The organism is Kitasatospora sp. NPDC127067 (genome assembly GCF_042724755.1).
In the GTDB taxonomy this organism is placed as follows: Bacteria; Actinomycetota; Actinomycetes; order Streptomycetales; family Streptomycetaceae; genus Kitasatospora; species Kitasatospora lactacystinica.
Window position 1 is genome coordinate 70,295 of sequence record NZ_JBHXEM010000007.1, and the last position, 24,593, is coordinate 94,887.

General features: G+C 73.2%; 20 protein-coding genes, 2 tRNA genes and 1 pseudogene. 18 read left to right on the top strand and 5 right to left on the bottom strand.

Going from position 1 to position 24,593, the window contains the following annotated elements:
• Nucleotides 1-18: 18 nt before the first annotated feature.
• The 7 genes from rsmI to ACFWJ4_RS05090 all read left to right on the top strand — a co-directional run bounded on the left by rsmI (nt 19) and on the right by ACFWJ4_RS05090 (nt 7,990).
• Nucleotides 19-888 (top strand): 16S rRNA (cytidine(1402)-2'-O)-methyltransferase, encoded by an 870-nt coding sequence (gene rsmI, locus ACFWJ4_RS05060; protein WP_359899763.1) that lies wholly within the window; start codon nt 19-21, stop codon nt 886-888.
• A 235-nt stretch (nt 889-1,123) separates the two neighbouring features.
• Nucleotides 1,124-1,549, top strand: a complete 426-nt coding sequence (locus tag ACFWJ4_RS05065) for a hypothetical protein (RefSeq protein WP_380539298.1) — start codon at nt 1,124-1,126, stop codon at nt 1,547-1,549.
• Between the two features lie 84 nt (nt 1,550-1,633).
• Nucleotides 1,634-3,256, top strand: coding sequence for a methionine--tRNA ligase (gene metG / locus ACFWJ4_RS05070; protein WP_380539301.1), 1,623 nt, complete (start codon nt 1,634-1,636; stop codon nt 3,254-3,256).
• 1 nt (nt 3,257) lies between these two features.
• Entirely contained in the window at nt 3,258-4,136 is an 879-nt protein-coding gene (locus ACFWJ4_RS05075; RefSeq protein ID WP_380539304.1) for a TatD family hydrolase, read from the top strand.
• A gap of 69 nt (nt 4,137-4,205) precedes the next feature.
• Entirely contained in the window at nt 4,206-5,087 is an 882-nt protein-coding gene (gene rsmA / locus ACFWJ4_RS05080; RefSeq protein WP_359899756.1) for a 16S rRNA (adenine(1518)-N(6)/adenine(1519)-N(6))-dimethyltransferase RsmA, read from the top strand.
• A complete protein-coding gene (locus ACFWJ4_RS05085; protein ID WP_380539307.1) occupies nt 5,084-6,001 on the top strand; it encodes a 4-(cytidine 5'-diphospho)-2-C-methyl-D-erythritol kinase in 918 nt (305 codons plus the stop codon). Before rsmA ends, ACFWJ4_RS05085 begins: the two co-directional genes overlap by 4 nt.
• Before the next feature lie 120 nt (nt 6,002-6,121).
• A complete protein-coding gene (locus tag ACFWJ4_RS05090; RefSeq protein WP_380539310.1) occupies nt 6,122-7,990 on the top strand; it encodes an ABC-F family ATP-binding cassette domain-containing protein in 1,869 nt (622 codons plus the stop codon).
• Nucleotides 7,991-8,106: 116 nt separating this feature from the next.
• Here ACFWJ4_RS05090 and ACFWJ4_RS05095 read toward each other — a convergent pair whose 3' ends face one another.
• The gene (locus ACFWJ4_RS05095; RefSeq protein WP_380539313.1) at nt 8,107-10,092 is read right to left on the bottom strand and encodes an FUSC family protein; all 1,986 of its coding nucleotides are present in this window, start codon (nt 10,090-10,092) and stop codon (nt 8,107-8,109) included.
• Nucleotides 10,093-10,670: 578 nt separating this feature from the next.
• Between ACFWJ4_RS05095 and ACFWJ4_RS05100 the strand changes: the two genes are divergently transcribed.
• From ACFWJ4_RS05100 to ACFWJ4_RS05115, 4 genes are all read left to right on the top strand, one after another.
• Entirely contained in the window at nt 10,671-11,147 is a 477-nt protein-coding gene (locus ACFWJ4_RS05100; RefSeq protein WP_380539316.1) for a hypothetical protein, read from the top strand.
• Between the two features lie 70 nt (nt 11,148-11,217).
• Nucleotides 11,218-12,837 (top strand): WXG100 family type VII secretion target, encoded by a 1,620-nt coding sequence (locus tag ACFWJ4_RS05105; protein WP_380539319.1) that lies wholly within the window; start codon nt 11,218-11,220, stop codon nt 12,835-12,837.
• Between the two features lie 99 nt (nt 12,838-12,936).
• Nucleotides 12,937-14,331 (top strand): S8 family serine peptidase, encoded by a 1,395-nt coding sequence (locus tag ACFWJ4_RS05110; RefSeq protein ID WP_380539322.1) that lies wholly within the window; start codon nt 12,937-12,939, stop codon nt 14,329-14,331.
• Between the two features lie 147 nt (nt 14,332-14,478).
• Nucleotides 14,479-15,873 carry an MFS transporter gene (locus ACFWJ4_RS05115; RefSeq protein ID WP_380539326.1) on the top strand — a complete coding sequence of 465 codons (1,395 nt, stop codon included), beginning with the start codon at nt 14,479-14,481 and terminating at the stop codon, nt 15,871-15,873.
• A gap of 31 nt (nt 15,874-15,904) precedes the next feature.
• On the opposite strand, the gene ACFWJ4_RS05120 is transcribed toward ACFWJ4_RS05115, so the two are convergent.
• Nucleotides 15,905-16,501 carry a flavodoxin family protein gene (locus tag ACFWJ4_RS05120; RefSeq protein WP_380539329.1) on the bottom strand — a complete coding sequence of 199 codons (597 nt, stop codon included), beginning with the start codon at nt 16,499-16,501 and terminating at the stop codon, nt 15,905-15,907.
• Nucleotides 16,502-16,689: 188 nt separating this feature from the next.
• On the opposite strand from ACFWJ4_RS05120, the gene ACFWJ4_RS05125 reads away from it, so the two are divergent.
• The 5 genes and pseudogenes from ACFWJ4_RS05125 to ACFWJ4_RS05145 all read left to right on the top strand — a co-directional run.
• Nucleotides 16,690-17,160 (top strand): winged helix-turn-helix transcriptional regulator, encoded by a 471-nt coding sequence (locus tag ACFWJ4_RS05125; protein WP_380539332.1) that lies wholly within the window; start codon nt 16,690-16,692, stop codon nt 17,158-17,160.
• Between the two features lie 171 nt (nt 17,161-17,331).
• A tRNA-Thr gene (locus ACFWJ4_RS05130) sits at nt 17,332-17,407 on the top strand.
• A 170-nt stretch (nt 17,408-17,577) separates the two neighbouring features.
• Nucleotides 17,578-18,246, top strand: coding sequence for a response regulator transcription factor (locus tag ACFWJ4_RS05135; protein ID WP_359899735.1), 669 nt, complete (start codon nt 17,578-17,580; stop codon nt 18,244-18,246).
• A gap of 141 nt (nt 18,247-18,387) precedes the next feature.
• Nucleotides 18,388-19,365: a UDP-glucose 4-epimerase GalE gene (gene galE / locus ACFWJ4_RS05140; RefSeq protein ID WP_380539335.1), complete on the top strand. Its 978-nt coding sequence runs from the start codon at nt 18,388-18,390 to the stop codon at nt 19,363-19,365.
• Between the two features lie 871 nt (nt 19,366-20,236).
• Nucleotides 20,237-20,758: pseudogene (locus ACFWJ4_RS05145) on the top strand (LuxR C-terminal-related transcriptional regulator); the annotation flags it as partial.
• A 48-nt stretch (nt 20,759-20,806) separates the two neighbouring features.
• On the opposite strand, the gene ACFWJ4_RS05150 reads toward ACFWJ4_RS05145, so the two are convergent.
• Nucleotides 20,807-21,304, bottom strand: a complete 498-nt coding sequence (locus ACFWJ4_RS05150) for a MarR family winged helix-turn-helix transcriptional regulator (RefSeq protein WP_380539338.1) — start codon at nt 21,302-21,304, stop codon at nt 20,807-20,809.
• Nucleotides 21,305-21,415: 111 nt separating this feature from the next.
• On the opposite strand from ACFWJ4_RS05150, the gene ACFWJ4_RS05155 reads away from it, so the two are divergent.
• Entirely contained in the window at nt 21,416-22,213 is a 798-nt protein-coding gene (locus tag ACFWJ4_RS05155; RefSeq protein ID WP_359899731.1) for a methyltransferase domain-containing protein, read from the top strand.
• A gap of 45 nt (nt 22,214-22,258) precedes the next feature.
• On the opposite strand, the gene ACFWJ4_RS05160 is transcribed toward ACFWJ4_RS05155, so the two are convergent.
• Both ACFWJ4_RS05160 and ACFWJ4_RS05165 read right to left on the bottom strand, forming a co-directional pair.
• A complete protein-coding gene (locus ACFWJ4_RS05160; protein ID WP_359899730.1) occupies nt 22,259-22,861 on the bottom strand; it encodes a TetR/AcrR family transcriptional regulator in 603 nt (200 codons plus the stop codon).
• 212 nt (nt 22,862-23,073) lie between these two features.
• On the bottom strand, nt 23,074-24,132 hold the full coding sequence (locus ACFWJ4_RS05165) for an acyl-CoA desaturase (RefSeq protein WP_380539341.1): 1,059 nt from the start codon (nt 24,130-24,132) through the stop codon (nt 23,074-23,076).
• A 248-nt stretch (nt 24,133-24,380) separates the two neighbouring features.
• Here ACFWJ4_RS05165 and ACFWJ4_RS05170 point away from each other — a divergent pair.
• Nucleotides 24,381-24,451 (top strand) — tRNA-Gln (locus ACFWJ4_RS05170).
• Nucleotides 24,452-24,593: the final 142 nt, after the last annotated feature.

Here is a 24,593-nt window from a genome sequence, read left to right on the forward strand (position 1 = left end):
GCTGCAAGGATGGGGACCGTGACAGGAGTACTCGTTCTCGCAGGCACCCCCATCGGCGACGTCTCGGACGCCCCGCCCCGGCTGGTCAACGAACTGGCCACGGCGGACGTGATCGCGGCCGAGGACACCCGGCGGCTGCGCCGGCTCACCCAGGCCCTGGGGGTGACCCCGGCCGGGCGGGTGGTCTCCTACTTCGAGGGCAACGAGGTCGGCCGCACCCCCGAACTGGTCGAGGCGCTGCTCGGTGGCGCCCGGGTGCTGCTGGTCACCGACGCCGGCATGCCCTCGGTCTCCGACCCCGGCTACCGGCTGGTCGCCGCCGCCGTCGCCGCCGACGTCAAGGTCACCGCGGTGCCCGGGCCCTCGGCGGTGCTCACCGCGCTCGCGCTGTCCGGCCTGCCGGTGGACCGCTTCACCTTCGAGGGATTCCTGCCGCGCAAGAACGGCGACCGCGCCCGGCAGCTCGCCACGATCGCCGCCGAGCCGCGCACCATGGTCTTCTTCGAGGCGCCGCACCGGATCGCCGAAGCGCTCACGGCGATGGCCGAGGCGTTCGGGCCCGAGCGTCCGGCCGCCGTCTGCCGCGAGCTCACCAAGACCTACGAGGAGGTCAAGCGCGGGCCGATCGGCGAACTGGCGGCCTGGGCGGCCGAGGGCGTCAAGGGCGAGATCACCGTCGTGGTCGCCGGCGCCCCGCCGGCCGCGCCCCAGGAGCTGACCCCGGCCGAGCTGGCCCGGCTGGTCGCCGTCCGCGAGGAGGCCGGGGAGCGCCGCAAGGAGGCCATCGCGGCCGTCGCGGTGGAGCTCTCGCTGCCCAAGCGGGAGGTCTTCGACGCGGTCGTGGCGGCGAAGCGGGAAGGCCTGGGAGGAGCCCCGGGACAGGGGTGAACACCGGGGGTTGCGTTGCTCACGGGGAGTCGTACCGTGGAGGGAAGGCCCCGGTAAACACCCGCTGAGCTGAAGCTTCGGTCGCGGTTTTCGGTCCCGGGGAGGCCCTTCGTATAGGGCTCCCCAACCGGCATCCAAGTCTTCACAAGTGGGGCGTCACCCGGGGATGTCCGGGCATTTCCTGGAAGGGAAAGACCCAGCCGGGCGAGCGTCCGGCGGGCGCTGGGAGACGGCCATGAGCGATGTTGTCGGTAGCCCGCGCAGTGGCAACGCACTGAGCACCGCCGGTCTGGCCGGCCGGCCGCACACTCCCGTCGAAACCGTACGGGAGGCCTACTCCTTCGCGTGCCTGCGCTGCGGGTACGGATGGGAGCAGGCGTACGACATCGAGCACCACGTGGCCAAGGACGGCCACGTCGTGTTCGAGTACCACGCCAACGGCGTCCGGGTGCCGTCCCCGCTGCTCAAGCCGACCTGCCCGGGGTGCGGCGGCCACACCGTGCGGATCATGCGCGAGGGCCGGGTGGCCACCGCCGACCAGCAGTGGCAGCACGCCCCCGGCTACCCGGCGCACGCCGAGCCGGCCGGGCCGCCCCCGGTGGCCGAGCCCGTCCGGCCGCGCGGACGCTGGGCCCGGTTCTGGTCGCGGCTGCTGGGCTGACACCGGGGCGACGAGGAGGGACCGCCCCCGGCCGGGAACAACTCGGTCGAGGGCGGTCCGCGCGCCCGACTAAGCTTTCCGACCATGGCGGCCACTGCAGACCACAGCACCACCGGGGCGACCGCCCCGGCGTACTACGTTTCCACCCCGATCTACTACGTCAACGATCGCCCGCACCTGGGCCACGCGTACACCACCGTGGCGGGCGACGTCCTCACCCGCTGGCACCGCCAGCGCGGCGAGAAGGTGTGGTACCTGACCGGCACCGACGAGCACGGTCAGAAGATCATGCGGACCGCCGAGGCGAACGGCGTCAGCCCGCAGCAGTGGTGCGACAAGCTGGTCGAGGAGGCCTGGAAGCCGCTCTGGGAGCACCTGGAGATCGCCAACGACGACTTCATCCGCACCACCGAGGAGCGGCACACCGCCCGGGTGCAGGAGTTCGTCCAGGACCTGTTCGACAAGGGCGAGATCTACAAGGGCGGCTACTCCGGCCCGTACTGCGTCGGCTGCGAGGAGTTCAAGCTCCCGGCCGAGCTGCTCGACGGCGCGACCGCGGACGAGAAGCTCTGCGCCGTGCACAAGCGGCCGGTCGAGTGGCTGGAGGAGGAGAACTACTTCTTCCGCCTCTCCGCCTACGGCCCGCGGCTGCTGGAGTTCTACGCGGCGAACCCGGACTTCATCCAGCCCGCCTCGGCCCGCAACGAGGTGCTGCGCTTCGTCGAGCAGGACCTCAAGGACCTCTCGATCTCCCGCTCCACCTTCGACTGGGGCGTCCCGCTGCCCTGGGACGAGAAGCACGTCCTGTACGTGTGGGTGGACGCGCTGCAGAACTACATCACCGCGGCCGGCTACGGCAGCGACCCGGAGCGCTTCGCCGAGCTGTGGCCCGCCTCGGTCCACCTGGTCGGCAAGGACATCCTCCGCTTCCACGCCGTCATCTGGCCCGCCATGCTGATGGCCGCCGGGCTGCCGCTGCCCAAGCGGGTCGTCGCCAACGGCTGGCTGATGGTCGGCGGCGAGAAGATGTCCAAGTCCAACCTGACCGGCATCGCGCCCACCGACCTGACCTCGCACTTCGGCGTGGACGCTTACCGCTACTACTTCCTGCGGGCGATCCCGTTCGGCACCGACGGCTCGTTCTCCTGGGAGGACTTCACCGCCCGGTACACCTCCGAGCTGGCCAACGACTTCGGCAACCTGGCCTCCCGGGTCGCCGCGATGGTCGGCAAGTACTTCGACGGGGTGCTGCCCGCCGCCACCGCCGCCGGTGACGCCGAGCAGGCCGTCGCGGACGGGCTGACCGCGGCGGTCGCCGCCGCCGACCTGAAGATCGGCGAGGAGCTGGACTTCGCCGGCGGCCTCGCGGCGATCTTCGAGTTCGTCAAGCAGGTCAACGGCTACCTCACCACGCAGGAGCCGTGGAAGGTCGCCAAGGACGAGTCCGAGGAGGGGCAGGCCCGGCTGGCCACCATCCTCTACACCGCCGCCGAGGCGCTGCGCGCCACCGCCGTGCTGCTCAACCCGGTGATGCCGTCCACCGCCGAGAAGCTGTGGGTCTCGCTGGGCGCCGAGGCCGCCGGGCTGGGCGCGCTCGGCGCGCAGACCGTCGCCACCGCGGCCGACTGGGGCCGGCTGCCCGTCGGCGCCACCGTCACCAAGGGCGAGATCCTCTTCCCGCGCCTCGAAGAGAAGCCGACCGCCTGACATGGCCGCCAAGGACGACGCCCGGTCGACCCCGCCGCCGCTGCCGGAACCCCTGGCCGTGGCGGTGGCCGACTCGCACACCCACCTCGACATGCAGTCCGGCACCCCGGCCGAGGGCCTGGCGAAGGCCGCCTCGGTCGGCGTCACCACGGTGGTCCAGGTGGGCTGCGACGTGCCCGGCTCGCGCTGGGCCGCCGAACTGGCGGCCCAGTACGAGCAGGTGCACGCGGCCGTCGCCCTGCACCCGAACGAGGCGCCGCGGATCTTCCTCGGCGACGCCGACGGCTGGTCCGGGCAGCAGCGGAAGGCCGGCGGCGCTGCCGCGCTGGACGAGGCGCTCGCCGAGATCGACCGGCTCGCCGCCCTCCCGCAGGTGGTGGCGGTCGGCGAGACCGGCCTGGACTACTTCCGCACCGGGCCGGAGGGCGTGGAGATCCAGAAGGAGTCGTTCCGCCGCCACATCGAGATGGCCAAGCGGCACGGCAAGGCCCTGGTCATCCACGACCGCGACGCCCACGAGGACGTCATCGCCGTCCTGCTGGCCGAAGGCGCCCCGGAGCGGACGGTCTTCCACTGCTACTCCGGCGACGCCGGGATGGCCGAGGTCTGCGCCGAGCACGGCTGGTACCTCTCCTTCGCCGGCCCGGTCACCTTCAAGGCCAACCAGCCGCTGCGCGACGCCCTGCTCGCCACCCCGCTGGACCGGATCCTGGTCGAGACCGACGCCCCCTTCCTCACCCCGCACCCCTACCGCGGCCGCCCGAACGCCCCGTACCTGATCCCGGTCACGGTCCGTTCGATGGCCGCCACCCTGGGCCTGGCCGAGGACGAGCTGTGCACGGCCGTCGCGGCGAACACCGCCAGGGCCTTCGGGTACTGAGCCCGAGGCCGGGGGCCCGTCCGGATCGGCGCGTCCGGACGGCGGCCCCCGCGCCCGTATCCTTGGCGCGTGAGCACCACCGACCCCACCCCTGACAGCCACCTTCTGGGCGCCGCCGACATCCGGGAGCTGGCCGCCGCGTTCGGCGTGAAGCCGACCAAGCAGCGCGGGCAGAACTTCGTCATCGACGGCAACACCGTGCGGCGGATCGTCCGGGCCGCCGACGTGACGGAGCAGGACACGGTGGTGGAGGTCGGGCCCGGGCTCGGCTCGCTCACCCTGGCACTGCTGGAAGTGGCGCGGCACGTCACCGCGGTCGAGATCGACCCGGTGCTGGCGCGGCACCTGCCGGACACCGTCGCCGCCCGGATGCCGGGCAAGGCGGACTCCTTCGACCTGGTGTTCAGCGACGCCATGGAGGTCACCGAGCTGCCCGGGCCCGCGCCCACCGCGCTGGTCGCCAACCTCCCGTACAACGTCGCCGTGCCCGTCCTGCTGCACATGCTGGCGACCTTCCCCAGCATCGAGCGGACCCTGGTGATGGTGCAGAGCGAGGTCGCCGACCGGCTCGCCGCCAAGCCGGGCAACAAGGTGTACGGCGTCCCGTCGGTCAAGGCCAACTGGTACGCCGACGTGAAGCGGGCCGGCGCCATCGGGCGGAACGTCTTCTGGCCCGCCCCCAACGTCGACTCCGGGCTGGTCTCGCTGATCCGCCGCGAGCCGCCGAGGACCACCGCCAGCCGCGAGGAGGTGTTCGCGGTCGTCGACGCCGCGTTCGCCCAGCGGCGCAAGACCCTGCGCGCCGCGCTGGCCGGCTGGGCGGGCTCCGCCGCCGGGGCCGAGCAGGCGCTCGCGGCGGCCGGCATCGACCACAAGCTGCGCGGCGAGATGCTGACGGTCGAGCAGTTCGCCGCGATCGCCGAGCACAAGCCCGCCAAGGACGCCGTGTGATCACCGTACGGGTACCGGCCAAGGTCAACGTCCAGCTGGGGGTCGGCGGCCTGCGCGCCGACGGCTTCCACGACCTGGCCAACGTCTTCTTCGCGGTCGCCCTCGGGGACGAGGTCACCGCCACCGCCGGGGAAGGCGTGACACTGAGCTGCTCCGGCCCGGACGCCGCCGTCGTCCCGCTCGACGACAGCAACCTCGCCGCCCGCGCCGCCCGGCTGCTCGCCGCCCACCACGGCATCGCCGACCCGGGCGTGCACCTGCACATCGCCAAGGCCATCCCGGTGGCCGGCGGCATGGCCGGCGGCAGCGCCGACGGCGCGGCGGCGCTCGTCGCCTGCGACGCGCTCTGGCAGCTGGACACCCCGCTGCCGGTGCTGCTGGAACTGGCCGCCGAACTCGGCTCCGACGTGCCGTTCGCCCTGATCGGCGGCGTCGCGCTCGGCCGCGGCCGGGGCGAGATCCTGGAGCCGCTGACCACCGGGGGCACCTTCCACTGGGTCTTCGCGGTCGCCGAGGGCGGCCTGTCCACCCCTGCCGTGTTCCGCGAGTGCGACCGGCTGCGCGAGGAGGCCGGCACCGGCTCCAGCGACACCGACGTCCCCACCCCGGACGCCGACCCGGCGCTGCTCGCCGCCCTCGCCCACGGCGACGCCGTCGCCCTGGCCGACGCGCTCGCCAACGACCTCCAGCCCGCCGCGCTCTCGCTGCGCCCCGCACTCGCCGCCACCCTGCGCGCCGGCACCGAGGCGGGCGCGCTCGGGGCCCTGGTCTCCGGCTCCGGGCCGACCTGCGCCTTCCTGGTCAAGGACGCCGAGGCCGCCGCTGCGGTGGCCGGGGCGCTGCGGGCCTCCGGCACCTGCCGGACCGCCCACGCCACCCACGGACCGGTGCCCGGGGCCTCCCTGGCGGACTGACGCGGTGAGGGCGCTCCGGCGGGCCCATTAGGCTGGAGAGATCGGGGTGTCCCGACAGGGGCACCCGGCCGTTGAGCGGCGGACCGCCCCGCGACCGCCGAACCCAGGAGCGCAGCACACGTGGCCGTCAACCTCGCCACCATCGAGTCCGTCACGAAGGTCTACGGCACCCGCGCCCTGCTGGACGCGGTCAGCCTGGGCGTCAGCGAGGGCGACCGGATCGGCGTCGTCGGCCGCAACGGCGACGGCAAGACCACCCTGATCCGGATGCTCGCCAAGCTGGAGGAACCCGACGGCGGCCGGATCACCCACTCCGGCGGCCTCCAGATGGCCGTCCTCACCCAGCACGACTCGCTCGACCCGACGGCCACCATCCGGCACGAGGTGATCGCCGACCGGGCCGACCACGAGTGGCTCGGCGACGCCCGCATCCGCGACATCATCGAGGGCCTCTTCGGCGGCCTCGACCTGCCCGGCTTCGCCGACGGCCTGGACACCGTCATCGGCCCGCTCTCCGGCGGCGAGCGCCGCCGGATCGCGCTCGCCAAGCTGCTGCTCGGCTCGCCCGACCTGATCGTCCTCGACGAGCCCACCAACCACCTCGACGTCGAGGGCATCAACTGGCTCGCCGAGCACCTCCAGAAGCGCCGCTCCGCGCTCGTCTGCGTCACCCACGACCGGTGGTTCCTCGACCAGGTCTGCACCCGCATGTGGGACGTCCAGAGCGGTGAGGTGCACGAGTACGAGGGCGGCTACTCCGACTACGTCTTCGCCCGCGCCGAGCGCTCCCGGATCGAGGCCGTCGAGGAGCAGAAGCGCCAGAACATGGCCCGCAAGGAGCTGGCCTGGCTGCGCCGCGGCGCCCCCGCCCGCACCTCCAAGCCGCGCTACCGGATCGAGGCCGCCAACGCCCTGATCGCGGACGTGCCGGACCCGCGCGACACGTCCGAGCTGATGAAGTTCGCCAACGCGCGGCTCGGCAAGACGGTCTTCGACCTGGAGGGCGTGACCGTCACGGCCGGCCCGAAGCTGCTGCTGGAGAACATCACCTGGCAGCTCGGCCCCGGCGAGCGGATCGGCCTGCTCGGCGTCAACGGCGCCGGCAAGACCTCGCTGCTGCGCGCGCTGCGCGACGCGTACACCTCCGAGGGCGACGTCCAGCCGGCGTCGGGCGTCATCAAGGTCGGCAAGACCGTGCGGCTGGCCTACCTGTCGCAGGAGGTCGCCGAGCTGGACCCGGCGACCCGGGTGCTCCAGGCCGTCGAGCAGGTCCGCTCGCGGGTCGACCTCGGCAAGGGCCGGGAGATGAGCGCCGGCCAGCTGTGCGAGCAGTTCGGCTTCGGCAAGGACAAGCAGTGGACGCCGGTCGGCGACCTGTCCGGCGGCGAGCGGCGCCGGCTCCAGCTGCTGCGGCTGCTGATGGACGAGCCCAACGTGCTGTTCCTGGACGAGCCCACCAACGACCTGGACATCGAGACGCTCAACCAGCTGGAGGACCTGCTCGACGGCTGGCCCGGCTCGATGATCGTCATCAGCCACGACCGCTTCTTCATCGAGCGCACCACGGACACCGTCCACGCGCTGCTCGGCGACCGGAAGATGCGGATGCTGCCGAACGGCGTGGACGAGTACCTGGAGCGCCGGGCCCGGATGGCCGCCGCGGCTCCCGCTGCCGCTCCGGCGGGTGCGGGCGCGGGTGGCGCGGCCGGTGCGGGTTCGGCCGGTGCGGGTGCCGCAGGTGGCCCGGGTGCCGAGGGCGGTGCCCCCGCGCTGTCCGGCGGGGACCTGCGGGCGGCGAAGAAGGAGATGCAGAAGCTGGAGCGGCAGATCGCCAAGCTGGACGAGAAGGAGTCCAAGCTGCACTCCCAACTCGCCGAGCACGCCGCCGACTTCTCCAAGGTCGCGGAGCTGGACGCGCAGCTGCGCGCCGTCCGGGAGGAGAAGGAGGAGCTGGAGATGGGCTGGCTGGAGCTGGCCGAGCAGGTCTGAGGCGGGTCGCCGGTCGGGCTGCTGGTCGGGTTGGTCGGGCTGCCGGTCGGGCTGCGGGTCTGGCTGCCGGTCGGGTGGCCCGAGCCGGGTCGCTCGTCGGCGCGGTCCGAGCCGGATCACCTGCCGGGGTGGCCGCCGAGGAGCGTTTCGAGCTCCTCCGCCGCACGGCCCAGCGCACTGCGCGCCGGGTCGTGCGGGGCGGTCGGACGGGCCGCCGGGGTCGTCGGCGGGCGGTGCGCCCGGGCGGCGGCGGTCAGTTCGTCCAGCGCGCGCCGCACCCGGCCCACCTCGCCCGGGTCCGGCAGCCGACCGCCGTACCGGATCTGCGCGGCGAAGGCCGCCACCGCGCCGCCCAGCCGCTCCAGCGCCGCCGTAGCCGGCAGCCACCGCTCGGCCAGCCGGCCGGTGGGCGGCGGCTCCGCCAGGCCCTGCTGGACCTCCCGGCGGGCGTCCGCCAGCGACCGGTAGGCCGAGCGGCGCAGCCACACCTGGGCGTTGCCGTTCCGGACGGTGGAGTCGCCGGTGTCGCCGGCGCCGGTGGTGGCGTCCTGGACGACGGCGTCGAGGTAGGCCCGCAGCGCCGTCGTCGCGTCGACCAGCCTGGGCTCGATCCGATGGCGCGGGCGCTCCGGCCACAGCAGGTAGCCGAAGAGCAGGACGATCGCGCTGGCCAGCACGGTGTCCAGGACCCGCGGCCAGAACTCGGCGGCACCGCTCTGCCCGCCGAGCTGGAGCAGGACCAGCGCCATCGGCGTCATCACCACGGTGTTCAACCCGTAGTGCGCCGCCGTCGCGTACGGGAGCAGGGCCACGCAGCCCGCGGCCATCGCGGTCAGCGCCCACTCGTCGGTGGCGGCCGTGAGCAGCGCCGCGGTCACGGCCACCCCGAGCACCGTGCCGACCGAACGGCTCACCGCGCGCAGGAACACCGACCCGAGATCCGGCTTGAGCACGAAGGCGATCGTCATCGGCACCCAGTAGCTCTTGCTGAGCGGGTAGTTGGCGGTGACCGCCGAACCGACCGCGATGCACAGCGCGACGCGCAGCCCGTACCGGACCGAACCCCGCGACAGCAGCCGCGCCCGCAGCCGCCACGGATCCGGCGGCGGCGCGGGCGCGGTACCGAGCCGGGTGTCGCGGCCGGCCACCGTGTCGGCGGCGGCGCGCAGGGCCACGTCCAGGGCCTGCCGCGACGGGGTGTCCGGCCGCCAGTCGGGTACGGCGACCTCGCCGCCGCCCTGCCGCACGGCGGCCGCCAGCCGGTTCGGCACCTCGGCCACCTCCGGCGGGACCGGACGGCGGGCCCACACCAGACCGGTCGCCGCCTCGGTGGCGGCGAGGGCGGCCTCGTACATCCGGCCGCGGCGGTCCTGTGCGGTCCGGTGGGCCTGTGCGGTCCGGCCGTCCTTTCTGGCCCGCTGGCTCCGCCGGTTCGTGCCGAGGAGGTCCTGGAGCTGGTTCAGACGGGCCGTCAGCACCTGGCGCGAGACCCCCGCCCGCGGCCCGCCCAGATCGGCGAGCGTACGGCCGAGCGCGTCGTACGCGGCGGCCAGCGCCCGGTTGCGCGGATCCGCGGCGGGCCGGTTCGGCGCACCCGCCGGCAGCCCCAACAGCACCACGAACGCCGCCCCGACCAGCAACATCGGCGCCGCCGCCCACCACGGCCCCGGCAGCGGCATCCCGCTGCCCAGCGCGGCCGACACCAGCAGCAGCATCCCGGCCGCCGAACCGCGCGGACCCGTCGCACTCAGCGCACCGGAGACGAAGGCGGTCAGCGTCAACGCGACACCCAGGACGAGACCGTCCACGTCGGCGCGCTGAAGCGCGGTGCCGATCAGCATGCCGAGCGCCGAGGCGAGGACCGCCGTCCCGATCCGGGCGGCCCGCAGCCTGCCCGGCTCGACCCGGTCGTTCATCGTCGCGTGCATCGCCCCGAGCCCGGCGAACACCCCCAGATCCAGCCGGTGCGTCAGCAGCCCCACCGTCAACGGCACCGCCATGCCCACCGCCGCCCGCACCATCAGCGCCACCGGCACCGGCGGCCGCGCGGGCCGCGCGGCACGGGCCCACCAGGGGGAAGGAGAGACGTCGGAAGAGCTCACGCGGTCACGTCCGTTCTGCGGCCTTGGGTCGCTGCTGTGCGACATTGCGCGGCAGATGGGGCGTACCGGGTCAGTCTACCCAGGGCCGCCGCGGCAGCCTCGTACGTGTCAAGTTCGTACCGATCGCGTACGGGCGGGCCAAGGTCCCTGCCGGGCCGACAGGGGTGGTGGCTACGATGACGGAGGCGAAAACCGTCCACAGGGCGGTCGGTGCTCCGACCAGGACGGTACGAACCAGAAGTTGACGGTGTGTTGCGGCACGCGGCAGCCCGGGAGGCCCGGGCGCGGCGGGCCGTACGGGGGAGAGGTGAACTGCTGTGGCAGGCAATGGTGCAACTAGTCCGGGGACGCCGACTCCTTCGGTGAGTCCGTCACCCAGTCCCACGCCGACGCCGTCGGCGAACCCTTCGCCGAGCGCTGTGCCCAGTCCGTCGGCGAATCCTTCGCCCAGCCCATCGGCGAGTCCCGCGCCCAGCCCGTCGTCCAGCCCCGCGCCCAGCGCGTCGGCGAATCCTGAGCCCAGCGCGGCGGGCACCGACCCGAACGGTCAGGCGCCTTCCGGCGACGTGACGCCGTACATGCTGGAGCACAAGCTCCCGTGGCCTCTGGGTGGGGTCGACCTCGCTCCGTTCGTCAGCACCCTGCAGACGAACGGCAGCGCCAATGACCTGGTGGCGGCCTTCGGCAAGCAGAACGTCCAGGTCGAGCTCGACACGCTCACGACGTTCGCCGGCAAGGTCGAGGCCCTGCTCGCCGCCATGGAGGGCTCGGCGGCGGCGCCGTACAAGCTCCAGGAGCAGAAGCTGACGGGCAAGAGCTTCGCGAGCGCGGAGTTCGCCGAGGCGACGGCCCTGACCGCCGCCTACGAGAAGGTGCACGCCCAGCTCGTACAGCTGCACAAGGACCTCGCGTCGCAGATCCAGGCGATGCAGACGGCGGTTTCGCGGACGGCGAGCATCTATGGAACCAACGAGGACCACACGACGGCCGCTCAGAACGCCGTCGCGAAGAACGTTGGTGCCATCGCACCGGGGTCGGGCGACGGAAAGTACTGATGGCGGTCCGGGGAGAGTTCTACGGGGAGACGGGGAGCAAGTAGTGGCAGGCAGCACGAACTTCGAAGGAATGGAACACACCCACCTGCGCAAGATGGTGGACAGCACGGATCCGACGACGATCCTCAGCCGCGGCACCCAGCTGCAGTCGGCCGGGCGGGTGCTGAAGGAACTGAGTACGGCGCTCAAGTCGCACGTCGGAAACGTCACCTGGGAAGGGCCGGCTGCCGAGAACTTCAAGACCTGGGTGAACAACCTGCAGCAGTCGGCGCAGATCATCGGCGACCACGCCACGACTGCCGGTGACGCGATGCACCAGGCCGGCGAGGCGCTCAGTACCGCCAAGGTCGCCGTGCCGGAGCCTCCGAAGACGGAGATCCAGGCGGTCAACAAGTACAACAGCCAGTCGAACCTGGTGAAGGTGCCCCAACTCGCCGTCGGTCAGTCCGTCGATGCCTACATGAAGACGGTCGACCCCAAGTGGGTGACGGCGACGGAGTTCAGCCTGGCCAAGGCGAAGGTCGAGAAGGAGCACCAGGAAGCCGTTCTCCAGATGGAGAAGCTGGCGCAGGCCTACAGCGCGGCGACGACGACGCTGAACGGGATTCCCACGGACGTGGTGCTGCCGGGAACGCCTGGCGATGGCACCGCCAAGGACGATTCGTCAACTGTCTCGGGTGGTAGCGGTGGCTCGGCCGGTTCTGGCGGCCGTGTGCGCAGCCCGCGTTCGGCCGGCGGAAGTGTCGGTGGCGGTTCCAACCCGTCCGACAGTGGCTACGGCGGCGGCACGGTTCTGCCCCGTGACCCGGGTTCGGGCGGTCCCGGCCCGGGTAACCCGGGCAACACCCCGCCCCCGCCGCACGGCGGTGGTCAGGTGCCGCCCGCGCCGCAGGACCCGGGGACCTCGACCCCGCCGTCCTACCCGTCCGATCCGGTCAACCGTCCGGGCACCGATCTCAACAGCGTGCCCACCCTGCCGACCCTCCCGACCCAGACCGGCCCGTACGGTCCGGGCGGCGGCCAGCTGCCCACGGACGGGCCGACCACTCTCCCCGGCTACCCGAACGGGACGGGCGGCCCGAACAACGGGCCCGGCGTCCCCGGCGGCGGCCCGATCACGGGCGTCCCGGGCGGACCGGGCGGCGGCACCGTCCCGACCAAGGGCGGCGGCAGCGGGTACGTCCCCGGCAAGGGCGGCGGCCAGATCCAGCCGCGGACGACGCCGTTCGGCGGCGGCCCGGGGCAGGGGAGGAGCGGTACTCCGGGACTGCCCAGCGGGACGGTCTTCGGCGCCCGCGAGGCGGGTCCGGGCGGCGGCCGGGTCGGTGGGCCGGGCGGTGCGGGCGGCATGCACCCCGGCATGGGCGGTGCCCACGGTGGCGCGGTCGGGTCCGGCGGCGGTTCGCGTGGCCGGGGCCTGTCCTCGACCACCGGCGGGACGGTCGGTGGTCGCAAGGGGCCGAGCGCGGGCGGGGAGTTCACGCCCGGCGGTACCGGCCTGCGCAACCGCGCGGCGGGCGCTGCCGAGGGCGGCGCGCAGTCCAGGCAGAACGGCATGATGGCGCCCGGGTCCTCGGGCCACGGCAGTCGGAACGAGCGCGACCGCCGCAAGCGGGCCGACTACCTGCATGAGGACGAGGAGACCTGGACGAGCGGTACGCCGCACAGCAACCCGGACGTGATTGAGTAGGACGGCAACGACTGCCCGGCCACTGGGCATCCCCAGTGGCCGGGCAGGCTTGTTCGGGGCACGCTTCCCGGTCGACGGAGAGATTGACGAGGAGTTGTGATGGGGCGGACGAACGCGCGAGCGCGGTGGCGGGCTGCTGCTGCGGCACTTCTGGCGGCGGGAATCGTGGTCGGCCCGGTCGCAGCGCCCGCGGTTGCCGAGGACACGATCCGGCAGCAGCAGTGGCATCTGGAGGCCATGCGCGCCCCGGAGATGTGGAAGGTCTCGAAGGGCCAGGGAATCACAGTCGCGGTGATTGACAGCGGGTTCAAGTTCGATCATCCGGACCTGGAGGGACAGTTTCTACCGGGCCAGGATTTCAGCGGAAGTCCTGGCGGTGTGGGTTCGTTCGCGGACGGCCACGGCACGGCTATCTCCAGCTTCATCGCTGGGACGGGCAGGGGAAACGGAGGGACCGGCGCACAGGGGCTTGCGCCAGGCGTCAAGGTGCTTCCGTTGAAGATAAACACCGGTAAGGTCGGATCGGTCGTTTCGACCGACTTCCTCGGCCAGATCGGTCAGGCCGTCAATTATGCTGTCGAGCAGGGTGCCAAGGTTGTCAACATTTCGCAAGGGATTGACGCGGTAACGGCTTTCCCGGCGGATGTGGCTAAATTCAATGGGATCATCGCGGCGGCCAGGGAAAAGGGAGTCCTGGTATTCGCTGCCGTCGGGAACGAGGCTGAGAAGGGGAATCCGGTCGAGTATCCCGGCGCGCTCCCCGGGGTGATCGGCGTCGGAGCATCGGACCGGAACGGCACTGTCACGGCGGAGTCCGAGCGGGGCCCGCAGGTCGCACTCGTAGCGCCTGGAGTGGACATGATTGCGGCTTGCACATCGTCCACGGGCTACTGCAAGAGCCACGGCACGTCGGACTCGACTGCCGTGGTGTCGGCATCGGCGGCATTGGTGTGGGCGGCGCATCCGGACTGGACGGGAAACCAGGTCCTGCGGGTGCTCATCAACACTGCGGGAAAGGCGAATGACGGGGCTGGTCGCAACGACCTCATCGGCTACGGTGCGGTGCGCCCGCGTGTTGCATTGACGGATCCGGGGGACCCCGGTCCTGCCAACGTGTCGCCGCTTCCGGTCGGCTCGGTTGCGCCGACGGCAGCCCCTGCGCCCTCGGTCAGTGCGTCCGCTCCTGCGTCGGCGGTGCCGGTTCCGCTGGAGAGCCCGACCGGTGTGGCCGCTGGTGCGCCGTCGGCGCAGCCGGAGGCGGGGAAGTCGTCGGGTTCGAGCAGTGCGCTGCCGATCGTGGGGGGTGTGGCGGCCGGGTTGGTGCTGGTGGCGGGCGTGGTGTTCGTGGTGATGCGGCGTCGGAAGCCGGCCACGCAGCCCGAGCCGGCCCAGGTGCCGCCGGTGCCGTCACAGCAGCCGATGGGGGCGGTGCCGTCGGCTCCGCCGTCCTACCAGCCGCCGGTGCCGCCGGAGGACAACCCGTACGCGAGGTAGTCGTCTGCGCGAGCAGGGCCGTGTACGGAGGGCGCCAGGGAAGCCTGGCGCCCTTCGCGCGTGGTGGGGGCGCGGGGGCGGTGGGGTGCGCCGGGGTCACTCGGGTGGCGGCTGGTGGGGTGGGGTGGGGGTGGTGAGGGTGGTGGTATGGATGCGGAGGATGCTGGGCGGGTCGGGCAGGTGCGGCGGGCGGCGGCTGCGGCGCTGATCGGGACGGCGATCGAGTTCTACGACTTCTTCCTCTACGGGACGGCGGCGGCGTTGGTGTTCGGGCCGGTGTTCTTTCCCGGGCTGGGCACGGTGGGGGCGTTGCTGGCGGCGTTCTCGGTGTACGCGGTGGCGTTTTTGGCCCGGCCGGTGGGGGCGGTGGTGTTCGGGCACTTCGGGGACCGGGTGGGGCGGCGGGCGACGTTGGTGGTGTCGTTGCTGCTGATGGGGCTGGCGACGGCGGGGGTGGGGCTGCTGCCGGGGTTCGGGGTGTGGGGGTGGTGGGCGCCGGCGGTGCTGGTGGTGCTGCGGGTGTGTCAGGGCGTCGGCTTGGGTGGGGAGTGGGGCGGGGCGGCGCTGCTGATCGCGGAGAATGCGCCGGCCGGGCGGAGGGGGCGGTACGGGGGGTTCCTGCAGCTGGGGCCGACGATCGGGTTCGTGCTGGCGAACGGGGTGTTCCTGGTGTTGCAACTCGGCTTGGACGAGGGGGAGTTCCGCGCGTGGGGTTGGCGGGTGCCGTTCCTGGCCTCGTTCGTCATGGTCGCGGTGGGGTTGTTCGTCCGGCTGCGGGTCGAGGAGTCGCCGCTGTTCCGGACGGGGGTGCGGCGGGAGCGGCTGCCGGTGCTGGAGGTGCTGCGCGAGCACTGGCGCCCGGTGTTGGCGGGCGGTGGGGCGATCACGGTGGGGTACGCGCTGTTCTACCTGACCACGACGTACGCCCTGGCGTACGCGACCACCGGGCTCGGGGCGGCGAGCACGCTGGTGCTGTCGATGCTGCTGGTCGGCGCGGCGGGCATGGCCGCGACGGTGTGGCTGAGCGCCTCGTGCAGTGACCGGTGGGGGCGGCGGCGGACGCTGCGGTGGGCGACGGGCCTGGCCGCGGTCTGGTCGCTGGTGCTGTTCCCGCTGCTGGAGACGGTGAGCCGGCCGCTGATGTTCGTGGCGCTGGCGGGGGCGATGGTGGTGCTGGGCGCCATGTTCGGGCCGTTGGCGGCGTTCCTGCCGGAGCTGTTCCCGACCCGGGTGCGCTATACGGGCGCGGCGTTGACGTACAACCTGGGCGGGGTGGTCGGCGGGGCGACGACGCCGCTGGTGGCCACCCGGCTGACCGGGGCGTACGGGACGGCGCAGCCGGTGGGCTGGTACCTGGCGGTGCTGGGTGTGCTGGCCCTGGGGTGTCTGCGGATGCTGCCGGAGAACACCGGCGCGGAGCTCGGGTCGGTGGGCGGTTCGGTGGACGGCCCGATGGACGGTTCGGTGGACGGTTCGGTGGACGGGGCCGCGGACGGCGAACGCCGCCGGGCGCCCCGGTTGGGGGCGGACCCGGCGGCGTAGTCGCCCGTGGGCGTGCGTGCTCGCCCGGGGCTCAGCCGGCCAGGGCGGCGCGGCCGGCCAGCACGACGGCGGTGTGCCGGGCGACGCGCTCACCGAGGTGCTCGGCGGTGGCGATGTCGGCCTTGTGGACGGCCTCCGGGCCGGCGTCGGACGGGGAGGAGGCGGCGGCGCCGTTGAAGAAACCGAGCCGGTTGAGGTCGTTCTCGGAGGCGGTGGTGGCGTTCCAGCCGGGCTTGAGGCCGAGGTTGACCCAGCTCATGCCGTGCTGGGCGGCGAGGGTCTGGAAGAAGGCGAGGGTGCCCGCCTTGTCGCCGCTCTTGGAGGCGGAGTTGGTGAAGCCGGCCGCGACCTTGTCCTTCCAGGCGTCGGTGAACCAGCGCTTGCTGGTGGCCTCGGCGAAGACGTGGAAGGCGCCGGAGGCGGTGCCCATGTAGGTGGGGGAGCCGAAGATGATCGCGTCGGCGGCGTCCAGCTGCGCCCACTGCTCCTCGGTGATGGTGTCGACGGCGATCGGGACGACCTCGGCACCTGCGGCGGCGGCGCCGCGGGCGACGGCCTCGGCGATCACGGCGGTGTGGCCGTAGCCGGAGTGGTAGGCGAGGGCGACGGTCGGACGGACGGCGGTCATGCGGCACTCCAGGGGGACGGGCGCGGGCCGGCGGAGGCCGGCGGGCAGACGTGGGGACGGGACGGGGCAGGGCGGGGCCGGGCGCACCGAGGTGGCCCGCGGCCCCGGCCTCGGCTGGTCTCCAATATAGACCAGGTCTCTATTGGTTACCAAGGGTGGATTGGAGACCTCGGGACTACCCTGGAGGCATGACGACGGAGGAAGCGGCCCGGGTCCGGCCCGGACAGCCCGCGGAGCGGGACGAGCGGGACGAGCAGGAAGGCCGGGACGAGCGGGAAGGGCGGGGTGGGCAGGAGTACGACGTGTTCGCCCGGCTCTGTCCCAGCCGCGACGTGTTCGCGGAGCTGGCCGACAAGTGGTCGATGCTGATCCTGATGAGCCTCCTCGGCTGCGGGCCGCAGCGCTTCTCCGAACTCCAGCGCGGGGTCGGCGGGGTCAGCCGCAAGATGCTCACCCAGTCGCTGCGCAACCTGGAGCGCAGTGGACTGGTGCTCCGTACGGTCTTCCCTGAGACGCCGCCGCGGGTGGTCTACGACCTGCTGCCGCTCGGCCGTGAACTGGCCGAGCTGCTCGCGCCGGTCGGCCGGTGGGCGGAGCACCGCGCCGGGCGGATGGTGGTGGCCCGCGAGGAGTTCGACGCGGCCCACGGCGAGGACTGAGCCGGCCGCGGCGAGGGCAGGACCGCCCCGCGGCGAGGGTCGGATCGGCCGATGGCGAGGGCCGGGCCGGCGGAGCGCTCCGGGCGGAGGCCGATTTCCCTTCCCGGCCCGGAGCCGTGTAATGTCTTCCTTGTTCGAGCGGCCGGGAGAAACACCCGGACAAGCGAGCAAGCCCCTATAGCTCAGTCGGTAGAGCGTCTCCATGGTAAGGAGAAGGTCTGCGGTTCGATTCCGCATGGGGGCTCCACTGAAAGACCCTCGCCTGGCGGCGGGGGTCTTTCGCGTTCTCCGGCCGGTTCCGTACCGCCGATACGCCCCGGCCTAGCGGGTCGGGTACGGAATGCGCTGTGATGGTGCGTCATCGGCCGCCCGCCCGAGGGGTGCGGGCGCGAGCCGGACCCCGACCTGGAGGGCGTCATGGGTGTTCGACTCGTGGTGGTGGACGACCACCGGCTGCTGGCCGAGGCGCTGGCCACCGCACTTCAACTGCGCGGCCACCGGGTGCTCGCGGTCGGTTCCCCGGCCGGCGTCGCCGCCGATCTGGTGGTCGGACGGCGGCCCGAGGTCTGTCTGCTGGGGGTGGCCGCGCCGGGGGAGTCGGGGGCCTTCGACGGGTTGCGCCGGATCCGCCGGGAGCGGCCCGAGGTGGCCGTGATCGTGCTCGGTCCGGTGGGTGAACTGCGCGGAGTTGCAGGGGCGTTCGCGGCCGGTGCGGCCGGGTACGTGCCCAGCGACGAGCGGATCGAGGTGGTCGAGCGGGCCATCGGGCGGGCGCGTGCGGGCGAGGCCGCGGTCGCGGTGGACATTCTGCGCGGGGCTTTCGACCAACTGCTGCGCCCTGCGGTCGAGCCGGACGACGAGGCCGTCCGGCTGCTGCGGCTGCTGACCCGCCGTGAGGTGCAGGTGCTGGCCCGGATCGCGGACGGCGAGGACACCGCGGCGATCGCCTCCGGGATGCGGATCGCCGCGAGCACCGCCCGGACGCACGTCCAGCGGGTGCTGATGAAGCTCGGCGCGCGGACCCGCCTGGAGGCGGCCGCGGTGGCGGCGCGCACCGGCCTGCTGGAACGGATGGCCGGCGGCTGAGGACTTGGTGAGAAGGCTGGAAGCAGTCGCCCGTGTGGCGCGGAGCACCCCGGTGGCATTGGGAGAATGACCCCAGTCGTACGCATTCCGTCGATGGCTTCCGTCCGAACGGGCGGACCGTCGTTCGCTGGAGGTCGCAACATGAGTAAGTACCTGGTCACGGGTGGCGCCGGCTACGTCGGCAGTGTGGTCGCCGCCCACCTGCTGGAGGCGGGTCACCAAGTGACCGTCCTGGACGACCTCTCCACCGGTTTCCGCGCGGGTGTCCCGGCCGGCGCCGAGTTCGTCGAGGGCCGGATCCAGGAGGCCGACAAGGTGCTGGACGGCTCCTTCGACGGCGTGCTGCACTTCGCCGCCTCCTCGCAGGTCGGCGAGTCGGTCGCGGACCCGGAGAAGTACTGGCGCAACAACGTGGCCGGCTCGCTGGAGCTGATCAGCGCGATGCGCGCGTCGGGTGTGCGCAAGCTGGTGTTCTCCTCCACCGCCGCCACCTACGGCGAGCCGGAGGCGGTGCCGATCGCCGAGACCGCCCGCACCGCGCCGACCAACACCTACGGCGCCACCAAGCTCGCCGTGGACCACCTGATCACCGGTGAGGCCGTCGCCCACGGCCTGGCCGCCGTCTCGCTGCGGTACTTCAACGTGGCCGGTGCATACGGCAGTTCGTCCGGTGTCGCCTTCGGTGAGCGGCACGACCCCGAGTCGCACCTGATCCCGCTGGTCTTCCAGGCCGCGCTGGGGCAGCGTCCGCACATCGCGGTGTACGGCGACGACTACCCGACCCCGGACGGCACCTGCGTCCGCGACTACATCCACGTCGCCGACCTGGCCGAGGCGCACCTGCTGGCGCTGGACGCGGCCGAGCCGGGCGAGCACCTGATCTGCAACCTGGGCAACGGCAGCGGCTTCTCGGTGCACGAGGTGATCGAGTCGGTCCAGCGCGTCACCGGCCGGGAGATCCCGGTGCGGGTCGAGGGCCGCCGGGCCGGTGACCCGGCGGTGCTGGTGGCCTCGGCCGCCCGTGCCCACGAGACGCTGGGCTGGACCCCGCGCCGCCCGAACCTGGACGAGATCGTCGCCGACGCCTGGAAGTTCACCCTGGCGAAGAACGGCGGGTGAGTGACGGCCGGTGAGCGCCTCCGGGAGCGGCACCCGGAACGGCCCTCGGGCGGTCCAAGTCCGGCCACTCACGTATCTTCTGACGAAACTTCACCGAATCGCCACGAGCGCGTTTCCCGCCCCGTAGGCTGAGTGCGGTACCGGTGGGGGCCGGCGACCGTTCGGCCTCACCGGCCACCGGTGGGCGGGCGGAACGGCGGGTCCGGAACGCGGATGCCGGGCCGGTCCCCGTCCCCGGGCTCGGGCGGTCTGAGCAGGGGGAGGGACTATGGGGCGGATTCGCGTCCTGGTGGTCGACGACCATCGGATCTTCGCCGAGGCGCTGGCTGCGGCACTGGCCGCCGAGCCGGACGTGGAGGTGGGGGCGGCGGGCAGCGCGGCCGCCGCCGAGCGGGCCTTGGAGCGTGCGGCCGGCGAGGGCCGGGCCTACGACGTGGCACTGATCGACGCCGACCTCGGCGTCGAGGCGTCGGGTGTCGGCGCCGCCGCCGGTGCGGCCGGGCCGATCGGAACAGCGGGCCCGGCCGGATTACCCGGCGGGCCCGGAGCCGCCGGTCCGTACGGAGGCTCCGGTCCGTACGGTGCCGCCGGTCCGTACGGAGGCCCCGGTCCGCACGGTGCGTCGGGCGTACTGGGAGCGCTGGGAGCACCGGGAGCACCGGGAGTCGGAGCGCACGCCCGCCGCCGGCCCGCTGCGGAGCACGGTGACGAGGCCCGGCGCGGTCGTGCCGCCCCGCCCGTGCCGCAGCCGCGCCGGTCGGCCGTACCGCCGGGGCCACCGGTTCCGCTGTCGGGCGGCCTGCCGCCGCTTGCCCGGTCCGCGGTGGACCCGCTGCGGGGCGACCAGCTCAGACCCTCCGCCCAGCCGCCCGACGGCATCACCCTGCTGGCCCGCCTCCGCCGCGCCCATCCCGGGCTGCGCGCGATCGTCCTGGCCACCGCCGACGACCCGCACCGCGCCGCCCGCGCCCTGCACGCGGGCGCCACCGGCTGGGTGGCGAAGGAGAGTTCGCTGGCCCGGCTGCTCGCGGTGGTCCGGGGGGTGCTGCGGGACGAGACGCACCTGCCGCCCGCGCTGCTCACCGGGGTGATCCGCGAGCTCACCACCGCCCGGCGGGACCGCACCGAGAGCGAGCGGCTGGTGGACACCCTGACCCCGCGGGAGAAGCAGATCCTGCGCTGCATGGTCGCGGGCCTCGGCCGGCAAGCCGTCGCGGAGCGGCTCTATCTGTCGCCGCACACCGTCCGGACGCACATGCAGAACGTGCTGGGCAAGCTCGGGGTGCACTCCACGCTGGCGGCCGTCGCGGTGGCCCGCCGGGCCGGGGTCAGCCCGGCCGAGCCGGCCGTGCCTGCGCCGCCCTCGGTGGTCGGTACCGTCGAACGGCCCTGAGCCGGGACCCGCGAGGCGGCCCCACGGGCCGGGGGGCGGGAGCCGTCGTCAGCCCGGGATGTTGTCGAACGGGGCGACCAGCACCCGCAGCAGCGCGGCGAGTTCGGTCTGCTGGTTGGAGCTGAGCTGGGCGAGCAGTTCGCGCTCGTGCGCGAGCAGTCCGGCGAGCGCCTGGTCGGCGCGGTCGCGGCCGTCGTCGGTGAGCCGGACCAGTACGCCGCGCCGGTCGTCCGGGTCGGGCAGGCGCTTGACCAGGCCCTTTCCGGTGAGCCGGTCGATCCGGTTGGTCATGGTGCCGGAGGTGACCAGGGTCTGGGTGAGCAACTGGCCGGGGGAGAGCTGGTAGGGGGAGCCGGCCCGCCGAAGGGCGGTCAGGACGTCGAACTCCCAGGGCTCCAGGCCGTGCTCGGCGAAGGCGGTGCGGCGGGCGCGGTCCAGGTGCCGGGCGAGCCGACTGACCCGGCTGAGCACCTCCAGCGGCTCCACGTCGAGGTCGGGGCGCTCCCGGCGCCACGCTGCGACCAGCCTGTCGACCTCGTCCTCCATGACGATCAGTGTATCGGTGGATGTGTCGATGTGAAGTCTCTTGACATCGAGAAATGTGCCAGTGAGGCTACCGCGAGATATCTTGATGTCGAGATACCTGCGAGGTGAACCATGACCACCCCCGTCTGGGACCCGGCGCAGTACCTGCGCTTCGCCGACGAACGCACCCGCCCGCTGCGCGACCTGCTCGCCCGCGTCCCCGCCCTCCCGCACCCCGGTGCCGAGGTGATCCTGGACATCGGATGCGGCCCCGGCAACTCCACCGCCGTGCTGCGCGAGCGCTGGCCGCGGGCCCGCCTCACCGGCGTCGACAACTCCGCCCCGATGCTGGCCGCCGCCCGCAGCGAGGGCGAGCCCGACGCCGAGTACCTGCTCGCCGACGCCCGCGACTACGACCCGGCCCCGGCCGGGCCCGACCTGATCGTCTCCAACGCCACCCTCCAGTGGGTGGACGGACACCTGGCGCTGCTGCCGCGCTGGGCGGACGCCCTCGAACCCGGCGGGGTGCTCGCCTTCCAGGTGCCCGGCAACTTCGACGCCCCCAGCCACACCCTGCTCGCCGACCTGCGCCGCAGCGCCCGCTGGCGGGACGCGCTCGGCGAGGAGGCCGTACGGGCCGGCGTTCATCCGCCCGAGCGCTACCTCGACGCCCTGGCCGCCGCCGGCTGCCGCCCGGACGTCTGGGAGACCACCTACCTGACCCTTCTGCCGGGGCCGGACCCGGTCCTGGAATGGGTCAAGGGCACCGCGCTGCGCCCGGTCCTCACCCGGCTCGCCGACCCGGCGGACCGGGCGGCCTTCCTCGCCGAGTACGGGCGGCTGCTGCGCGAGGCGTATCCGGCCGGGCCGCACGGGACGGTGTTCCCGTTCCGGCGGATCTTCGCCGTGGGGACCGGGCGGTCGGGCTGAGCCGGGCGGGCCGTGGCCGGGCCGGGGCGATCCGGCCCCGGCCGGTCAGGCCGTGCGCTCGCCGACCAGCCTCGGGTGCCGCTCCAGGCCCTCCAGCCCGTGCCAGGCGAGGTTCACCAGGTGCGCCGCCACCGTCGCCTTGTCCGGCTTGCGGACCTCCAGCCACCACTGCCCGGTCAGCGCGACCATCCCGACCAGCATCTGCGAGTACATCGGGGCCAGCCGGGCGTCGAAGCCGCGGGACTTGAACTCCAGGCCCAGGATGTCCTCGACCTGCGTGGCGATGTCGCTGATCAGCGAGGCGAAGGTGCCGGTCGACTGGGCGACCGGGGAGTCCCGGACCAGGATCCGGAAGCCGTCCGTCGAGGTGTCGATGTAGTCCATCAGCGCGAAGGCCGCCTGCTCCAGCAGCTCGCGCGAGTGCCCGCCGGTCAGGGCCCCGGTCACCATGTCCAGCAGCAGCTGCATCTCGCGGTCGACGACCACCGCGTACAGCCCCTCCTTGCCGCCGAAGTGCTCGTACACCACGGGCTTGGACACTCCGGCGCGCTCGGCGATCTCCTCCACCGAGGTGCCGTCGTAGCCGCGTTCGGCGAAGACCGTCCGGCCGATCTCCAGCAGCTGCTCGCGCCGCTGCTTGCCGGTCATCCGGACCCGGCCGCCCCGGCGGCGCGGGGCCGCGGTCGAGCCGCCGCCGGCGCCCCGGTCCGGACCCCCGTCGCCGGTGCCGGCCGCCGGTGCAGCCGCCCGTGGACGGGCCGGCGCCGTGGCGGGCGCCGCGTCCGTCCGCGTGCCGTGGTGACCGCCTGTGCTGTCTGCGCTGCTCCCGTTCACCCCTACATCATGCTGGAAGCGCCGCCTCATGCGGCGCGGCGGGCGGCGATCCGCTGCGCGTCCGGCCAGCGGACGTCCCGGACCCAGCCGGCCAGCTCGAACCAGCGGATCAGCCGGGCCGAGGAGTCGATCTGCCCGCGCAGCACCCCGTGCCGGGCCGCGGTCGGGTCGGCGTGGTGCAGGTTGTGCCAGGACTCCCCGCAGGAGAGCACGGCGAGCCACCAGACGTTGCCGGAGCGGTCCCGGGAGCGGAACGGGCGGCGGCCGACGGCGTGGCAGATCGAGTTGATCGACCAGGTGACGTGGTGCAGCAGCGCCACCCGGACCAGCGAACCCCAGAAGAAGGCGGAGAGCGCCCCCTCCCAGGACAGGCTCACCAGGCCGCCGATCAGCGCGGGCAGCAGCAGCGAGATGGTGGTCCAGAGCCAGAACAGCCGGGAGATCCGCCTTATGGCCGGGTCGCGCACCAGGTCGGGGGCGTACGTGACCTGCGAGGTCTGCTCCTCGTCGAACATCCAGCCCATGTGGGCCCACCACAGGCCCTTCATCAGCGCCGGGACGCTCTCCCCGTAGCGCCACGGCGAGTGCGGGTCGCCGTCCTTGTCGCTGAACCGGTGGTGCTTGCGGTGGTCGGCCACCCAGCGCACCAGCGGGCCCTCGACCGCGAGGCTCCCGGCGATCGCCAGCGCCAGGCGCATCGGGCGGTTGGCCTTGAAGGCGCCGTGGGTGAAGTAGCGGTGGTAGCCGATGGTGATGCCGTGGCAGGTGAGGTAGTACATCGCGACGGTGATCGCGAGGTCCGTCCAGCCCAGTCCCCATCCCCAGGCCACCGGGACGGCGGCGACCAGGGCGGTGAACGGCACGAGGATGAACAGGGAGAGCGCGATCCGCTCGGCCAGGCCCTGCTTCTCCCCGCCACGGGTGGCGGACAGCCGGGTGGCCGCGGCGTCGGCGTCGGTGGTCCCGGCGGTCTCGGTGATCAGGGCCGGTTCGGCCGGACCGGTGGGATCGGCGGGATCGGAGTCGGAAGACGGGGTGCGGGACGCGGCGTTCCCCGCGCGCGCCTCGCCGGCCTGGATGGTCATGGGGGTCCCTTTGCGGCGTCCCGGAGCGGGAGAGAAGCGGAGCTACGTTGGCGTAACCTACGGCATCGTAGGTTGCGCTCCGTGTCCAGGGGAACACTCCGCCGCACGGCGCTCGAGTGAATTCACCCGACTGGATGGATGAACCGGAAGCCCGGCGCGTTCGGTCGCCGGGGGCGGAATCGGGCCCGCGGATCGACGCAAGTCGATACCCACGGCAGGGCCCTCTCCGGTAGGGTCTGACACGACTGTCCGCCGTGGTGTAATGGCAGCACAGGGCCCTTTGGAGGCCTTTGTCTGGGTTCGAATCCTAGCGGCGGAGCCTCTGCACGCCTCGGGTTCGGGCGTTTTCCCTCGCGCCGGTATTGTCGGTGCTGCTCGGCGGACTGTGCGAATGGCGACCGGCCTGGGTCCGGGCCGGGCCTGCTCTGCCCTCTCTGTGAACTTACCGAGGAGCCTCCCCG

What these genes read in the sequence shown, in the direction of transcription:
- ACFWJ4_RS05065 (WP_380539298.1), top strand. Translation starts at nt 1,124, where the DNA reads ATGAGCGATGTTGTCGGTAGCCCGCGCAGTGGCAACGCACTGAGCACC.
- metG (WP_380539301.1), top strand. Translation starts at nt 1,634, where the DNA reads ATGGCGGCCACTGCAGACCACAGCACCACCGGGGCGACCGCCCCGGCG.
- ACFWJ4_RS05075 (WP_380539304.1), top strand. Translation starts at nt 3,258, where the DNA reads ATGGCCGCCAAGGACGACGCCCGGTCGACCCCGCCGCCGCTGCCGGAA.
- ACFWJ4_RS05100 (WP_380539316.1), top strand. Translation starts at nt 10,671, where the DNA reads ATGCTGGAGCACAAGCTCCCGTGGCCTCTGGGTGGGGTCGACCTCGCT.
- ACFWJ4_RS05105 (WP_380539319.1), top strand. Translation starts at nt 11,218, where the DNA reads ATGGAACACACCCACCTGCGCAAGATGGTGGACAGCACGGATCCGACG.
- ACFWJ4_RS05110 (WP_380539322.1), top strand. Translation starts at nt 12,937, where the DNA reads ATGGGGCGGACGAACGCGCGAGCGCGGTGGCGGGCTGCTGCTGCGGCA.
- ACFWJ4_RS05115 (WP_380539326.1), top strand. Translation starts at nt 14,479, where the DNA reads ATGGATGCGGAGGATGCTGGGCGGGTCGGGCAGGTGCGGCGGGCGGCG.
- ACFWJ4_RS05120 (WP_380539329.1), bottom strand. Translation starts at nt 16,501, where the DNA reads ATGACCGCCGTCCGTCCGACCGTCGCCCTCGCCTACCACTCCGGCTAC.
- ACFWJ4_RS05125 (WP_380539332.1), top strand. Translation starts at nt 16,690, where the DNA reads ATGACGACGGAGGAAGCGGCCCGGGTCCGGCCCGGACAGCCCGCGGAG.
- ACFWJ4_RS05135 (WP_359899735.1), top strand. Translation starts at nt 17,578, where the DNA reads ATGGGTGTTCGACTCGTGGTGGTGGACGACCACCGGCTGCTGGCCGAG.
- galE (WP_380539335.1), top strand. Translation starts at nt 18,388, where the DNA reads ATGAGTAAGTACCTGGTCACGGGTGGCGCCGGCTACGTCGGCAGTGTG.
- ACFWJ4_RS05150 (WP_380539338.1), bottom strand. Translation starts at nt 21,304, where the DNA reads ATGGAGGACGAGGTCGACAGGCTGGTCGCAGCGTGGCGCCGGGAGCGC.
- ACFWJ4_RS05155 (WP_359899731.1), top strand. Translation starts at nt 21,416, where the DNA reads ATGACCACCCCCGTCTGGGACCCGGCGCAGTACCTGCGCTTCGCCGAC.
- ACFWJ4_RS05160 (WP_359899730.1), bottom strand. Translation starts at nt 22,861, where the DNA reads ATGACCGGCAAGCAGCGGCGCGAGCAGCTGCTGGAGATCGGCCGGACG.
- ACFWJ4_RS05165 (WP_380539341.1), bottom strand. Translation starts at nt 24,132, where the DNA reads ATGACCATCCAGGCCGGCGAGGCGCGCGCGGGGAACGCCGCGTCCCGC.